Consider the following 14,866-nt stretch of genomic DNA (forward strand, 5'->3'; position numbering starts at 1 on the left):
ACTTTATCATGTTTTTTTCAGGATATTAAGCAATAACTATGAACCGCTTGTTATTTTACCCTTTTCCGCCGCTTTCTATCATAACAAAAAAGGTTTTCAGCTTTGTGCTGAAAACCTTTTTTCATTAACTAAAGATAACTTCTTTCGGTTGATGATTCAACTGCTCTGGATCAATGCTGCGCTCCACATAAATGCTGTGCCAAATCATAAAGATAAGGACGGTCCAAATCTTACGGCTATGATCTGCTTTACCAGCACAATGCTCATTTAATAAATCAAGCACATACTCTTTGTTAATGTATTCATCTGTTTGACTGTTTTTGATGATGTCTTTTGCCCAAGCATTCATCTCATTTTTCAACCAATGACGAATTGGCACAGGGAAACCAAGCTTTTTACGGTTTAACACATGGTCAGGCACAATGCCTTCTGCTGCTTTACGCAATAAATATTTCGTTGTGCCATCTTTTGTTTTCAGCTCTTCTGGAATTTTAGAAGCCGCTTCAAAAACGACCTTATCAAGGAATGGAACACGAAGCTCAAGAGAATTCGCCATCGTCATCTTGTCTGCTTTCAATAAGATGTCTCCGCGCATCCACGTATGGATATCAACATATTGCATTTTGTTAATATCACTGTAGCCTGCGCTTTCCTCGAAGTATGTCTTCGTTATGTCACGATATGTGATGCTTGGATCATAATGTTTGAGGAGATTTTTCTTCACTGGCTCTTCAAAGATTTTCGCATTACCGATATAACGTTCCTCTAATGGCGTACAGCCGCGAACGATAAAGCTCTTCCCTTTCATTCCTTCTGGCATTAAACGAGCCAGACGAAGAAGAAGCTTTTTCAGCATAGATGGTACAGATTCAAATGGTTTAAGAGAAAGAGGCTCACGGTAAATATTATATCCACCGAACAGCTCGTCCGCTCCTTCACCTGAAAGAACAACCGTCACTTGTTTCTTCGCTTCTTTTGCCACGAAATACAATGGAATCGCTGCCGGATCAGCTAAAGGATCGTCTAAATGCCAGACAATCTTCGGAAGCTCGTTCATATATTCTTCTGGAGAAATGACGGCGCTGAAGTTTTGTAAGCCTAGCTTGTCAGCTGTTTCCTTAGCGACATCGACTTCACTAAAGCCATCCTGCTGGAAGCCAACAGAGAATGTCTTTAGCTCAGGGTGTAATTCCTTTGCGACAGACACGATGAAGGAAGAATCAATACCACCTGATAGGAATGAACCAACAGGTACATCACTTCTCATGTGAACTTTCACAGAATCATAGATCGCATCGCGTACTTCTTCAATTAACTTCTGTTCTTGTGTTTGCTCAGGCTTGAATTGAACTTTCCAGTATGTCTTAAATTCGATCTCCTGTCCTGGGCGTAAAATAAACTGATGACCAGGCTCAACTTTATGCACCTTTTGATCAAGCGTATTTGGCTCAGGAACGAATTGGAACGACATGTACTGCTGCAATGAAGTCTCATCAAATAAAATGTTCTCGTTCACAGCCATCAAGCTTTTGCGCTCAGACGCAAAGTACACTTGCTCATCCATTTGTGTGAAATAAAGCGGTTTGATGCCAAAAGGATCTCTTGCGCCATATAATTGCTGCGCTTCTTTATCCCAAATTAAAAATGCAAACATGCCGCGAAGCTTAGAAGCCGCTTCTTCTTTATAATGACGGTATGTGGCAAGCAGTACTTCCGTATCAGAATCTGTGCTGAACGTATAGCCCTTTTTCACAAGCTCTTCCTTCAGCTCCACATAGTTATAAATTTCCCCGTTAAAAATAATCCAGTACTTTTCATCTTCATAAGAAAGCGGCTGCTTTCCGTGTTCAACATCTATAATACTTAAACGTCTAAATCCAAATCCTACATGCTCATCATGAAAGTACCCCTCATCATCCGGACCACGGTGAACGATGAGACGATTCATTTGTTTAATTAACTCTTCCTGCTCAGTAGTTTCGGACAATGGACGGTGATTAAACACACCAACAAACCCACACATATTATTGCCTCCACGTTATGTTATTTCTTAAAAGTAGACCTATAATTAGACAGTTATTTGTCCGATTTTGTTTCACATTTTTTCGCTTTTTGTAGAATTTTTTTTAATCAAAAGGAAAACCGCTTAAAATAAGCGGTTTTATATGTTGTTATTGTCCTAATGCTTCCTTGCGAAGCGTATCGGCTTTATCCGTTTTTTCCCACGGAAGATCTAAATCATGACGGCCGAAATGTCCGTATGCAGCTGTTTGTTTGTAGATCGGACGACGCAGGTCAAGCATTTTAATAATGCCAGCTGGACGAAGATCGAAGTTCGCACGAACCACTTCAATTAATTTTTCTTCAGAAGCTTTTCCTGTTCCGAAAGTATCAATTGAAATCGATACAGGCTGTGCAACACCAATTGCATAAGCAAGCTGTACTTCACAAGAATCTGCAAGGCCAGCAGCTACGATGTTTTTCGCTACGTAACGAGCAGCGTATGCCGCAGAACGGTCAACCTTTGTTGCGTCCTTCCCAGAGAAAGCACCGCCGCCATGACGAGCGTATCCGCCATACGTATCAACGATGATTTTACGTCCAGTTAAACCAGCATCCCCTTGAGGTCCACCGATCACGAAACGGCCAGTCGGGTTAATAAAGTATTTTGTCTGTTCATCAATTAGTTCACTTGGAACGACAGGGCGGATGACATGCTCTTTTAAGTCGCTTTGAATTTGTTCAAGCGTTACTTCTGGTGCATGCTGCGTTGAAATAACCACTGTATCAATACGAACAGGTTTATTTTGGTCATCATATTCTACTGTTACTTGTGTTTTTCCATCTGGACGTAGATAAGCAAGTGTTTGATCCTTGCGTACTTCAGTTAAACGGAGAGATAATTTATGCGCTAGTGAAATCGGCAGCGGCATAAGTTCTTCGGTTTCGTTGTTGGCAAAACCAAACATCAATCCTTGGTCACCTGCACCAATCGCATCAAGTTCTTCTTCAGTCATTGTGCCTTCACGTGCTTCAAGCGCTTTGTCTACACCTTGCGCAATATCAGCAGACTGTTCATCAATAGATGTGAGCACTGCACATGTTTCCGCATCAAAACCATATTTCGCACGCGTGTAGCCAATTTCCTTAATCGTGTCACGCACCGTCTTTGGAATATCGACATAAGTAGACGTTGTAATTTCTCCGCTTACTAATACGAGACCCGTTGTAACAGAAGTTTCACAGGCAACACGTGCATTTGGATCTTTCTTTAAAATTTCATCCAAAATGCTGTCTGAAATTTGATCACAGATTTTATCCGGATGTCCTTCCGTCACTGATTCTGAAGTAAATAAACGACGATTTTGACTCATAATGGCTATTTCCTCCTGTACAAGACCACATCATCCCAAGATGAGGTCTCCAATATGATACGGAACTCGTTCCCTCTTATATTTGAAAACGTTTCTATTAGAGATGTTATTGGCAATTTGTTCATATGATATCCCAAAAATAAAAAAACCATTTCCTTCATTGCGAGGAAAGGGTCTGAGATCGCATGCCTTTCACTCTTATCGCTCAAGGTGTTCTTGTACCTTGCATCAGGTTAGCACCTTGGTTTCTCAGCATATTCATGCCTTTTCATAAGAAACCGGTTGCTGGGCTTCATCGGGCCTGTCCCTCCACCAACTCGGGATAAGAGTATCCGTTCAATAAGATATCTTATCTTAAATACTTGCATCATGTCAATGCTTCATCAGAATTATCTTCCCTTTTTTTCACCACGTTATTAGCATCACCAAAAAGCATATTTTCATAGCAGAAATGAAAAAACACACACAAAAATATTTAAATAGTATAGACTATTGTTATGAATGTGTTATACTAATCGAAACAAAACAAATTCAACGGTAAAGGAAGGGTTTTTTTATGAACTCAGTGGATTTAAAAGAAGATTTGCAGTCATTGCTCTCATTAGAAAATACGCACCAAAATTTATCTGTTCCGAAACTTGTTGAAAAGATTTTGGCACGTGATGAAGGCGTTTTAACATCAACAGGAGCTGTCCGTGCTACAACGGGTGCCTACACAGGACGTTCGCCTAAAGATAAATTTATCGTGAAAGAAGAAAGCTCTGAACATAAAATTGATTGGGGTCAAGTCAACCAGCCGATTTCTAAAGAAGCATTTGACCGTTTATATACAAAGGTTGTGTCATACTTAAAAGAACGTGATGAACTATTCGTCTTTGAAGGATTTGCCGGTGCAGATGAAAGATACCGTATGCCTATTACAGTGGTAAACGAATTTGCATGGCACAATCTCTTTGCAAAGCAGCTATTCATCAGACCTGACGGATCAACACCTTCTTCAAACGAAAAACCGTTTACCATCTTATCTGCACCGCATTTTAAAGCAGATCCTGAAACAGATGGCACAAACTCTGAAACGTTTATTATCGTTTCTTTTGAAAAACGTACCATTCTGATCGGTGGAACAGAGTATGCAGGAGAGATGAAAAAGTCCATCTTCTCTGTCATGAACTACCTGCTTCCTGAGCAAGATATTTTATCCATGCACTGCTCAGCAAACGTCGGTCAAGAAGGCGATGTCGCACTATTCTTCGGCCTTTCAGGTACAGGGAAAACGACGCTTTCTGCAAGCGCAAGCCGCAAGCTAATCGGTGACGATGAACACGGCTGGTCTGGCTCAGGAGTCTTCAATATTGAGGGCGGATGCTATGCGAAATGTGTGAACTTAAGCGAAGAAAAAGAACCGCAAATCTACAAAGCCATCAGCTTCGGATCAGTTCTTGAAAATGTTGTGCTTGATGAAGAAACACGTGAAGCGGATTATGATGACACGTTCTTTACTGAAAACACACGCGCTGCTTACCCAATCGAAATGATTGATAACATCGTGACGCCAAGTATCGCAGGACACCCATCTGCCATTGTCTTCTTGACAGCTGATGCATTTGGCGTTTTACCTCCAATCAGCCGTTTAACAAAAGAACAGGCGATGTACCATTTCTTGAGCGGTTACACAAGTAAATTAGCAGGAACTGAGCGCGGTGTCACATCACCAGAAACGACATTCTCTACTTGCTTCGGTTCACCATTCTTGCCGCTTCCAGCTCACGTCTATGCTGAAATGCTTGGCAAGAAAATTGATGAGCACGGCGCAAAAGTATTCCTTGTGAATACAGGTTGGACTGGCGGAGGCTATGGTACAGGCAAACGTATGAACCTAGCGCATACAAGAGCAATGGTGCAAGCAGCGATCGAAGGCGACCTCGACAACGCCGAAATGATCACTGATGACATCTTTGGATTACACATCCCGCTTCATATTCCTGGCGTTCCAGATGAAGTGCTTCAACCTTCTAAAACATGGGATGACCAAGAGGCTTATCAAGAAAAAGCACACTTCCTTGCCAATGAATTTAAAAAGAACTTCCAAAAATTCAGCCACGCAGCAAGTGACATTGAAGCCAAAGGCGGACCACTCGTATAATCAAATGACAAAAGCTGAGGGGAATCATTCCCTCAGCTTTTTTTGTTAGTTTGTTGAATGTAATGAGACGAGACGGTAAGTGACCTTTGTCACATTGTCTGTAAGCTCTAGCTTTTCAACGTGTGCTGTCCCTGTTTTTTCTCCGTCTTTCGTTTTACGCACCTCAAGCGGAATATTTAATGGATATATGCGGTACCCTTCCTTCATGAGTTCAAATACATTCTCTTCAATTCTTGTCTCTTTTCCCTTCGTGACAATCATTGTATTAAATTCAACAGGCATTCCCATATTGAAAATCCCCCTACTTTCTAAATTTCGTTATACTGCTTATTTTACCACATTTCCGCTTTTCCGGCTGTGCATCCACGTCGTCAGCCTTCTGACAATTTCCCGATTATGCTGCGGCGGAAAATAATGGTTGTATCCATGGAAATACCAAGTCTCCACTGACTTTCCGTGCTGGCGCAGCGCATCTTCTAATAAATACGCATGCTCAATGGATACATTCTGATCCTCTTCTCCGTGGATGATGAGAACAGGCGCTTCAATTTTGTCTACATCATTTAAAGGGGTTCTGTTCTCATATGCCTCTGGCACTTTGTGCGGGGGACCGCCAATCACACGTTTCATCATCCTTCTCATATCCACACGCTCTTCATAGGTGAGCTTCATATCACTGACGCCTCCCCATGTCACAAAGGAAGCGGCCTCCTGTTTCATTTCAACAGCGGTCCAAATGCCCATAATGCCTCCGCGCGAAAAACCAAAGATATGAATACGCTCCTGCTTCACCTTTTTATGATGCTTTAACAATTGAAAGGCAGCAAAAGCATCTTTCCGGTCCTCTCCGGCAAAGTCTTCGTTCCCTTCGCCTCCCTGATTTCCTCGGTAAAAGGGCGCAAATACAACAAATCCCTGCGCGGCAAATTGCACAATCCGGCCTGGTCTGACCATTCCCACATTTTTTATGCCGCCTCTTAAATACAAAAAGCCGTCATAGAGACCTTCTCCGGCCGGTTCTGCGAGCAGCCCTTTGATCCGAAGTCCATCTGCCTCATAGGTCACTGTAAATAAGTGAATATGCGGATGGGGGGACGGAAACCTTCTTTTTTCCACAATCACTTGATTTCTCTCCTTTTCATCTGTTCTTACGTCAAATACTTGATGATCGCTTCTGCAACGAGCTGGCCTGATTTAGTCACCATCGGCGTGCCGCCGCCTGGATGACTCGTTCCTCCAACAAACCATAGCCCTTCAATGTCCTTTGACTGATTATTGATGCGGAAGAACGCCTGCTTGAACGAGTTGGAAGACATACCATAAATGGCTCCATGATATGCGCCCGTTTTCTGCTGCAGATCAAGCGGAGTTTGAACCGCTTCATATTCGGCCACCTTATCCAGATCAAAGAGACCCTTTTTCTTTAATTTTGTTTTCATATGCTGCGGGTATGTCTCCTTTAGCATGTCCCAATCGTGCTCATTTGTCACATAAGGCGCATTCGCCAGTACAAACAAGTTGCTTCTTCCCGGTCCTCCGCTTAAAGCTGGTTCTGAATGACCTGAATAACAGATGTAAAGCGTTGGATCCTGAGGCAGTTGTTTTTTCTGAAAAATATCCTTGAATTCTTGCTCATAATTCTCTGGGAAAAACACATTGTGATGGGACAGCTGTTCATAGACTTTAGGTACACCTAATAAGAGAACAAAGCCAGATAGTGACGGTTCAATGGCAGTAAGCTTTTGATTTAAAAAGCTTGGGCGGTCTTTTTCATCAATCAGATGGCGGTAGACAGTCAGCGCGTCCGCTCCGGCAATGACTTGATCTGCTTCATACATCTGGTGAGCCGTTTCTACTCCTTTGATTCGCCGGTCCTTCACATGAATCTTGTTGACTTGTTCATTCAGGTGAATCTGTACGCCTAATTCCTTTGCCAAAGTCTCAAATGCTTCAACTAAACGATATGTACCGCCCTTTATGCCATATATCCCTTTCTCCCCTTCTAAATACGCCATCATATTAAAAATAGCCGGAGCCTGATAGGGAGAAGAGCCGATGTAAGTAGCATACCGTCCAAACATCGCCAATGTATGCGGATGATGGAAATATTGACGCAGCAAGCGTTGAACGGTTGTAAACGGTTTGACAGAGAGAAGGGCTTTCACGAGCTTTACGTCCGCCTTATCCTTCCACGTCAATAACAAGCGATTTAAAAACTGATCCTCAGCCTTTTGAAAAAGCATCTTTGATTCCTGTAAAAATGCACGGTATTGCTTCGCATCTTCAGGACTGAATGCTGCAATTTGCGATTCCATCTGTTCAATATTCGGCGTAAATTCGACCGTATGTCCATCTGAAAAAACATTTTTGGTCAGAGGAGAAATCGGATAAAATGTGACGTAATCCTCCATCCGTCTATGACAGGAAGCAAATACTTCCTCAAAGTATGACTTCATTGTAATGGTACTCGGTCCTAGATCAAAAGAGTAGCCAGCCCCCTGATGACGCTGCAATTTCCCGCCTAAAGCCGCTTCTTTTTCTAATATGGTGACCTGAACTCCGCGTGACTGTAAGCGGATCGCTGCTGATAATCCGCCAAGACCGCCGCCGATGATGATCACTTTTTTCATTCGTACCTTCTCCCTTTCCATTCATACCCTTCTTTTTTCAGCCCGATTTTCATAGAAGCAAGGCCAATGGCGATCAGACTTAAAATGCTGATCGGTAATAAAAAGGCCATTGCAGATGTTCTTCCGTTCTCAATATCAATTGCCGCTTTGATCGACACACCCAGTCCGTAGCAAAGAATGGCTAAGCATATACTGAGCACATTCAGCTGCAGCAAAGCCATCATCAAGCAAATGACAGGAGCCAAATAAAGCAGGGTGTATAAACAAAAGACACTGCTTAACAAAGCAATGCTTCGATTGACACCTGGAAACAAATTTTTCCTGTAACCTTCCCATACCTCTTGTCCACTCTCATACATTCTCATATACACAAATGGATGAATGCTTGCTAGTGTGAACGGAAAGCCTTGTTCCTTCACCCGTCTAGCCAATGCCATATCATCCACTAGCGAATCCTTAATCGCTTCATGCCCGCCGATATTGTGATAGCAATTCTTTTCAATGGCAATAAAGCCTCCATGTGCGGCGGCAAAAGCCGGATTCTTTGATTTTATGATCCACTTCACAGGCAGATGACAGCCGATGGTAAACATCATCATGGGAACGACAAGATGCTCAAAGAATGTACCTGTTTTTTGTTCGGGGAAGCCTGACAGCATGCCCGTTTTTTGCGCGCATAACTGCTCGTACACAGCTTCAAGTGCTCCCCGTTTCAACCGGACATCCGCATCTAAAAAAAGCAGCCAATCAGAAGCCGCCACCTCAGCGAGCTGAGAACAGGCGTATGATTTTCCTAGCCAGCCTGGCTTTAACGGCCGGCCTGATTGCACACGAATCCATGGATATGTTTGTGAGAAGCGCTCCACAATCGCTCTTGTCTGATCGGTCGAATGATCATCAAGTACAATCACCTCTTTCGGATAAAGACGTTGATTAACGATTGACTGAAGACAGGCTTCTATCCGTTTCTCCTCATTTCTAGCCGGAATCAGTATCGATAACGAAATGGGTTCATCTGATGAAAAGAAAGCGGGCTTTAACACGGGAAACTGCTTCATGTTCCATATGGTGAATAGAAACTGGCAAAGCAGCAGCACACTGATTACGGTTAAGAAGAGCGCCATGTTCTCACCCACTTTTTAAAAGAATCGAACGCATCACTTGTTGACTGACTTGTCCTTGTGATCTGTTTAAATTCTTCGTTTATTGAAAAATCAGGATCCGCAATGACCTGTGCTTGATGCCTGTTTAACTGCGTTTCAAGCAGATCGCCAAGCATACGCGTCATATCTTTGCTTCGCAGGGAGCTTCCAGATACGATGGCATCATCACCGAACACAACAGAAACTATCGGCTTTTGATATTGATTAAATGTATACTGCAAGGTTACAGGCTTCACCACGACTTGCTCAAATTGCCTCACTAAAAAAGAAGCCCCGCCTTCCAGTTCAAGCGGTCTCACGTCCTGATGCATAATTTTCCCCTGTGGAAAAAGCCATACCGCTCCGCCGTCCTGCATGTTCTCTTTTGCTATCATTAAAGCTTGTTTCACGCTTCTCAGGTTCTCTTTATGAACCGGAAACGCCCCAAGCTTACGGAAAAAAGCATATTGCTTCAGCTGCTTCTCTTCCATCATCATGTAGTGATCAAGTTCAGACGCCTTTTCTGTTAAAAGAAAAATGATCAGTCCATCCCACCATGAGCTATGATTGGCGAGATAAAGAACAGGCAGGTTTTCCTTCGGGTCCACCGAGCCTTTCATCATCACACAGCGGAAATGCTTATGGAGCAAATATCGCTCTAGATAAAGTGAAAATAGACGTCTAAACGATCGGCTTTTGTCGCTTTCTTTCAAATCGAACCCTTCCTTCACACAAAATGACAATGATCAGTGCTAAATAAAAAATGACATCGAGTCCGCCCTTTAATGCCAAAAGACCAAAAAAGAACACCATCGCCTGATAAATACGACTCGTCCAGCTGAGTGCCTTTTGATCAATTGAGACAAGCGGGAAAAGAAATGAAAGTCCTGCTCCAATCATACCCCAGCTCACAAAATTCTCAAAAGGAATACCATAAAACCCACCGCCGTCATACCACATCCAAAACTTCCGCTCAGCTGCTACTGGATCTAATATGAGGTCAAGCAACACAATCCATATCCCCGTTTCGACGGCTCGTCTCCACTTTGACTGCTGATTGGATAAAAAAAGGCTGTTTAAAAACACGCCAACCCAAGCAAATGCAATGGTTAACGGGACCCCCGCCACTAGAAAACCTAGCGTCGGATAATAGTCATAGGCACCAAATGGGAACCCCGTTGTGATCCCTACCCACTCCACCGTAAATGTAAGCACCCCGACAATGACTGCCCTTTTGATGACAAATCCCCAGGAGCCATAAATCTGTCGCCCAATCTCTATGACGTAGCAAGCATACAGCACAAGAAAGATTCCGTTTGCAAACTGAAGCCATGCTGGCACTTCAAAAAAGACCATTAAGATCAGACCTACTAAATACCATCCAATAAATACCCAACTCAATCTATACACGAAACCGCTCCTTTATTTCTGCCAAATTCAAGAAAGCCTTCATGCCTCTAGTATAGAAAAAAAGACGCGTTCTATAAATAAACAATGCGCTTCTTATTTTCATCTAGGCACTCACCAAAAATCCCTTTTCACATACTTTAATAGTGATCTAGAACAAAGGAGGCGAATTACTCTTGAATCGTTCCATCAAAGTCAGACTGGCATTCATCGTCGTCGTCCTGCTCTTTATTCCATTTGTCGCCTGTAAAAAAGAACAGGAGCAGACCGTACAAGTAGCCGAGGTGACCCATTCGGTCTTTTATGCTCCGCTATATGTCGCCTTATCAGAGGATTTCTTCAAAGAAGAAGGCCTGGAGGTTGAACTAAAAACCACTTGGGGCGGCGATAAAACAATGACAGCTCTCTTATCAGGCGGTGCTGATATCGCACTGACCGGGTCTGAATCCTCTATCTATGTAGAGGCTCAAGACACAAAGGATTCTGTCATAAACTTTGCACAGCTGACGCAAACAGACGGCACATTTCTTGTTTCAAGGGAGAAAGTAAACCAATTCTCTTGGGATCAATTAAAAGGTAAAGATTTCTTAGGACAGCGGAAAGGCGGAATGCCGCAAATGGTCGGTGAATATGTCTTGAAAAAAGAAGGCATTGATGTAAAAAAGGATCTTCGTATGATTCAAAATATTGATTTTGCCAACATTTCAGGTGCGTTCTCCTCTGGAACTGGCGATTTTGTACAGTTATTCGAACCGACCGCTTCCTTACTCGAAAAAGAAGGTAAAGGGTACATTACCGCCTCCTTTGGAGAAGCTTCTGGCAAGGTGCCATATACCACCTTCATGGCAAAGAAGAGTTACTTAGAGGAAAACAAAGAGACCGCTGAAGCCTTCACCCGAGCCATTTACAAAGCGCAGAAATGGGTAGAAACCAAGCAGCCTGAGGAGATTGCAAAGGCCATTCAAGCTCATTTTCCTGATACAGACCTTGATGTCTTATCAACTGCCATCAAACGCTACAAACAGCAAGATTCCTATGCAATAGATCCCCTTCTAAATGAAGAAGAATGGAACAAATTGCAGGAAATCATGAAGGAGAGCGGTGAATTGCCGGAATTTATTCCGTACAAACAACTTGTCGATTCATCCATTGCAAAGAAGGTCACAGATCACAAATAGAATAGGAGGTAGCACATGTCTTTCCTTCAAATTGACCATGTGACCCATACGTACTTCTCTTTAAAAGAAAAAACAACAGCTATACAGCACATCAATATGGAGATAGACCAAGGTGAATTCATCTCATTTATTGGTCCCAGCGGCTGCGGAAAAACCACCTTGCTGTCTATCATCGCAGGAATTACGCCGCCCTCTGAAGGTCGAATTTTAATCGAAGGAAAAGAACCAAATCAACAGGAGCATCAAATCGGCTATATGCTCCAGCAAGATTATTTGTTTCCTTGGAAGACCATCAAGGAAAATGTCATTCTCGGGTTAAAAATTGCGAAACAAGATTCACATGAGTCCGTCTCAGCTGCCCTTGATTTACTGCCAAAGCTTGGACTGCCTGAAGTAGAGGAAAAATATCCGAAGGAGCTGTCTGGCGGAATGAGGCAGCGTGCGGCTCTCGCCCGAACGCTTGCAGTTGATCCCGGTCTGCTTTTACTAGATGAGCCATTTTCAGCGCTAGACTACCAAACAAAACTCACATTAGAAGATCTCGTCTTTCACACATTAAAAGACTATCAAAAAACAGCGGTTCTTGTGACACATGACATTGGCGAAGCCATTGCGATGAGTGACCGCATTTTCTTATTCTCAAAGCACCCAGGCTCTATCCAGCGAATCTTTACCGTTCCAGACGACATAAGGGCTCTCTCTCCATTTGAAGCGAGACAGACCCCGCATTTCCAAGAGCTCTTTCAAACGATTTGGAAGGAGCTGAAAACAGTTGAAACACAGTGACCTTTTACATGAAGCCTATCGCAAAAAATACCGAATGGAAAAACGGATCACACGTATCTATCAGCTCATCATATTTGCCAGCTTCTTTTCGCTTTGGGAGCTTGCCAGTCATTTCAGGTTCATTGATCCGCTTATTTTCAGTTCACCATCTGCGGTCTGCCAATTGTTTGTGCAAAAAATTCAAGATGGTTCTTTAATGAATCATATGAGTATTACATTATTTGAAACGGTGCTCGGTTTTCTACTTGGTACCTTTTGCGGCATTTTGCTAGCTGCCGCCTTATGGTGGTCCACCCGATTAGCAAACGTTCTTGATCCTTATTTAGTCATTTTAAATGCCATGCCGAAAGTTGCCCTCGCCCCCATTTTAATTGTTGCCCTTGGACCTGGTATGATCAGCATCGTCGCCATGGGTGCGATCATTAGTGTGATCATTACGACGATCGTCATTTACACTGCCTTTCAAGAGGTCGATGAGAATTATTTAAAGGTGATGAAAACCTTTGGCGCGAAAAAAAGCGTCGTCTTTCGTGAGGTCATTTTGCCAGCTAGTATTCCAACGATGATTTCTGCCATCAAAGTGAATGTTGGTCTTTCTTGGGTTGGGGTCATTGTAGGGGAATTTCTTGTATCCTCAAAAGGGCTCGGCTACATGATCATTTACGGCTTTCAAGTCTTCAACTTTACACTCGTGTTCTTAAGTCTTTTCATTATTGCTGTGTTTGCGACCATCATGTACCAGCTTGTGGAATGGCTCGAACGCCGTTTTCTCCAAAAATAAAAAGCACAGGGAGATCTCCCTGCGCTTTTTTTAACGAATCAAACCGTTCTTTTCTAAATAAGCAAGACTTTGTCTTAACACATCATCTTTCATAATAAAACTGAAATTCTTATTTTTTGCGATGGATCTTGGCAAGTCTGCGAAAAGAACAGGTCCTTTCGTTTCAAAATACGTGTCTTGCTTCACTAGCCTTTCAATATCAGCGAAATAAATATTTTTTACGATGACCTTTTCTCTGCCTAGCACCTGATACTGACCAATATACGTTAATTCACGAACAACAGCACCCGTCTCTTCTTGAATCTCACGTATAGCGGCTTGGTCTGCTTCTTCATTTGGCTCAACTTTCCCTCCTGGAAACTCATAGCCCCGATCCTCATGTTCAGTGAGCAGCCATTTCCCCTGGTAACGGCAGATAGCCCAAACATGCTTTGGATGACTTGAAAAAGGCTTCTCTTCAAAGGAGAGCTTGACCGTATTATGATAATAGTCTTTAAATACATGCATGTGAAATCCCTCATATCCTGTCCTTGCTTCTTGTAAAACATCATACCACAGATCACATTTCTCTGAAGAATTTTTATCAAAAGTGAAACAAACGAGTGGTTTCATTTCGTCTGTATTTAAAATGAGGTCTAGTTGCTAAAACCTTTTTATCATCCCCAACTTCACCCTATTTTAATCATGAAACCTTTTATCCCTTGATGACGTAAATCAATTAGTGTTTGTCCTATTACGACAAGGAGGAAAACAGCATGAGGATAACAAATGGGTCAAAACAAGAAAAAGATCAATCGCTTACGCCCAGTAAAATTGAAAAAGATGACGCCCCTCATGAGGTGATCAAGAAACACCTCATCAAAGGGCAAAAGCTAGATTTAACTAAAGACAATCCAAATATCGACCAAATTCAAATCGGGCTTGGCTGGGATTTGGCTGGCCAGCCAATTGATTTAGATACGCAAGTGTTTCTCTTAAATGAAGAGGACAAACTGTTGTCTCCAAGCCATCTGATCTATTATCATCAGCAGCAGAGCTTAGACGGAGCTGTTCGCCATCTTGGTGATCATCAAGTTGGCGGCGGATATCGAGACAATGAATTGATCATTATGCAATTAAGCAGAGTCTCTCCTGATATTCATAAAATCGTTGTAACAGCCACGATACATGATGCACACGAGCACAAGCATCATTTTGGACAAGTGACGAACGCTTATGTGCATCTGACTGATCAAATATCACAACAAGAGATTTGTACCTTTCAATTAACAGAAGATTATTCGTATTGTACCTCCATCATTTGCGCCCAACTCATAAGAGATGAGGAAGAATGGAAAATTATCGCCACCGGACAAGGAACTACGCTAGATTTAAATGATTTATGCCGCATCTATGGATTCACATCTTGACGCAGGAAAGGAGCCG

At 42.7% G+C, this 14,866-nt stretch carries 14 protein-coding genes and 1 riboswitch; of the genes, 5 read left to right on the forward strand and 9 right to left on the reverse strand.

The genetic code is table 11. The features are described from left to right. Positions 1 to 124: 124 nt before the first annotated feature. Together asnB and metK are read right to left on the reverse strand one after the other, a co-directional pair. Positions 125 to 2,023 (reverse strand): asparagine synthase (glutamine-hydrolyzing), encoded by a 1,899-nt coding sequence (gene asnB / locus NSS78_RS13905; protein ID WP_106028996.1) that lies wholly within the window; start codon positions 2,021 to 2,023, stop codon positions 125 to 127. Between the two features lie 148 nt (positions 2,024 to 2,171). Continuing rightward, positions 2,172 to 3,374, reverse strand: coding sequence for a methionine adenosyltransferase (gene metK, locus NSS78_RS13910; protein ID WP_050943510.1), 1,203 nt, complete (start codon positions 3,372 to 3,374; stop codon positions 2,172 to 2,174). Positions 3,375 to 3,569: 195 nt separating this feature from the next. Next, positions 3,570 to 3,703, reverse strand: a riboswitch (SAM riboswitch). A gap of 227 nt (positions 3,704 to 3,930) precedes the next feature. Between metK and pckA the strand changes: the two genes are divergently transcribed. After that, entirely contained in the window at positions 3,931 to 5,517 is a 1,587-nt protein-coding gene (gene pckA / locus NSS78_RS13915; RefSeq protein WP_003217554.1) for a phosphoenolpyruvate carboxykinase (ATP), read from the forward strand. A gap of 45 nt (positions 5,518 to 5,562) precedes the next feature. Here the strand turns inward: pckA and NSS78_RS13920 are convergent, their stop codons facing one another. The 6 genes from NSS78_RS13920 to NSS78_RS13945 are packed head-to-tail and all read right to left on the reverse strand — an operon-like array spanning position 5,563 to position 10,699. Further along, positions 5,563 to 5,805 carry a DUF2584 domain-containing protein gene (locus NSS78_RS13920; RefSeq protein ID WP_003217584.1) on the reverse strand — a complete coding sequence of 81 codons (243 nt, stop codon included), beginning with the start codon at positions 5,803 to 5,805 and terminating at the stop codon, positions 5,563 to 5,565. Between the two features lie 39 nt (positions 5,806 to 5,844). Beyond that, a complete protein-coding gene (locus NSS78_RS13925) occupies positions 5,845 to 6,639 on the reverse strand; it encodes a prolyl oligopeptidase family serine peptidase (protein ID WP_106033018.1) in 795 nt (264 codons plus the stop codon). Between the two features lie 26 nt (positions 6,640 to 6,665). Then, positions 6,666 to 8,147, reverse strand: coding sequence for a phytoene desaturase family protein (gene crtI, locus NSS78_RS13930; RefSeq protein WP_212046428.1), 1,482 nt, complete (start codon positions 8,145 to 8,147; stop codon positions 6,666 to 6,668). Beyond that, positions 8,144 to 9,271 (reverse strand): glycosyltransferase, encoded by a 1,128-nt coding sequence (locus NSS78_RS13935; protein WP_212046429.1) that lies wholly within the window; start codon positions 9,269 to 9,271, stop codon positions 8,144 to 8,146. The genes crtI and NSS78_RS13935 overlap by 4 nt, the downstream gene beginning before the upstream one ends. Then, positions 9,256 to 10,002 carry a lysophospholipid acyltransferase family protein gene (locus NSS78_RS13940; protein ID WP_212046430.1) on the reverse strand — a complete coding sequence of 249 codons (747 nt, stop codon included), beginning with the start codon at positions 10,000 to 10,002 and terminating at the stop codon, positions 9,256 to 9,258. The genes NSS78_RS13935 and NSS78_RS13940 overlap by 16 nt, the downstream gene beginning before the upstream one ends. After that, positions 9,971 to 10,699: a carotenoid biosynthesis protein gene (locus tag NSS78_RS13945; RefSeq protein ID WP_327840748.1), complete on the reverse strand. Its 729-nt coding sequence runs from the start codon at positions 10,697 to 10,699 to the stop codon at positions 9,971 to 9,973. Before NSS78_RS13945 ends, NSS78_RS13940 begins: the two co-directional genes overlap by 32 nt. 173 nt (positions 10,700 to 10,872) lie before the next feature. Between NSS78_RS13945 and NSS78_RS13950 the strand changes: the two genes are divergently transcribed. The 3 genes from NSS78_RS13950 to NSS78_RS13960 are packed head-to-tail and all read left to right on the forward strand — an operon-like array spanning position 10,873 to position 13,441. Further along, complete coding sequence (locus tag NSS78_RS13950; RefSeq protein WP_212046432.1) at positions 10,873 to 11,874, forward strand: ABC transporter substrate-binding protein; 1,002 nt, start codon at positions 10,873 to 10,875, stop codon at positions 11,872 to 11,874. Between the two features lie 15 nt (positions 11,875 to 11,889). Continuing rightward, positions 11,890 to 12,660, forward strand: a complete 771-nt coding sequence (locus NSS78_RS13955; RefSeq protein ID WP_106035199.1) for an ABC transporter ATP-binding protein — start codon at positions 11,890 to 11,892, stop codon at positions 12,658 to 12,660. Continuing rightward, a complete protein-coding gene (locus tag NSS78_RS13960; RefSeq protein WP_003217647.1) occupies positions 12,647 to 13,441 on the forward strand; it encodes an ABC transporter permease in 795 nt (264 codons plus the stop codon). Before NSS78_RS13955 ends, NSS78_RS13960 begins: the two co-directional genes overlap by 14 nt. Positions 13,442 to 13,471: 30 nt before the next feature. On the opposite strand, the gene ytkD is transcribed toward NSS78_RS13960, so the two are convergent. Further along, positions 13,472 to 13,948 carry an RNA deprotection pyrophosphohydrolase gene (gene ytkD, locus NSS78_RS13965; RefSeq protein ID WP_034665337.1) on the reverse strand — a complete coding sequence of 159 codons (477 nt, stop codon included), beginning with the start codon at positions 13,946 to 13,948 and terminating at the stop codon, positions 13,472 to 13,474. Positions 13,949 to 14,196: 248 nt separating this feature from the next. Between ytkD and NSS78_RS13970 the strand changes: the two genes are divergently transcribed. Further along, positions 14,197 to 14,850 (forward strand): TerD family protein, encoded by a 654-nt coding sequence (locus NSS78_RS13970; RefSeq protein ID WP_226803847.1) that lies wholly within the window; start codon positions 14,197 to 14,199, stop codon positions 14,848 to 14,850. Positions 14,851 to 14,866: the final 16 nt, after the last annotated feature.

Origin of the sequence: Bacillus sp. FSL W8-0920, assembly GCF_038593215.1 — a bacterium.
GTDB lineage: Bacteria > Bacillota > Bacilli > Bacillales > Bacillaceae > Bacillus > Bacillus pumilus.

Bases quoted from the DNA above. Each gene is read 5' to 3' on its own strand.
- asnB (WP_106028996.1), bottom strand. From the start codon at position 2,023: ATGTGTGGGTTTGTTGGTGTGTTTAATCACCGTCCATTGTCCGAAACT.
- metK (WP_050943510.1), bottom strand. From the start codon at position 3,374: ATGAGTCAAAATCGTCGTTTATTTACTTCAGAATCAGTGACGGAAGGA.
- pckA (WP_003217554.1), top strand. From the start codon at position 3,931: ATGAACTCAGTGGATTTAAAAGAAGATTTGCAGTCATTGCTCTCATTA.
- NSS78_RS13920 (WP_003217584.1), bottom strand. From the start codon at position 5,805: ATGGGAATGCCTGTTGAATTTAATACAATGATTGTCACGAAGGGAAAA.
- crtI (WP_212046428.1), bottom strand. From the start codon at position 8,147: ATGAAAAAAGTGATCATCATCGGCGGCGGTCTTGGCGGATTATCAGCA.
- NSS78_RS13935 (WP_212046429.1), bottom strand. From the start codon at position 9,271: ATGGCGCTCTTCTTAACCGTAATCAGTGTGCTGCTGCTTTGCCAGTTT.
- NSS78_RS13955 (WP_106035199.1), top strand. From the start codon at position 11,890: ATGTCTTTCCTTCAAATTGACCATGTGACCCATACGTACTTCTCTTTA.
- ytkD (WP_034665337.1), bottom strand. From the start codon at position 13,948: ATGCATGTATTTAAAGACTATTATCATAATACGGTCAAGCTCTCCTTT.
- NSS78_RS13970 (WP_226803847.1), top strand. From the start codon at position 14,197: ATGAGGATAACAAATGGGTCAAAACAAGAAAAAGATCAATCGCTTACG.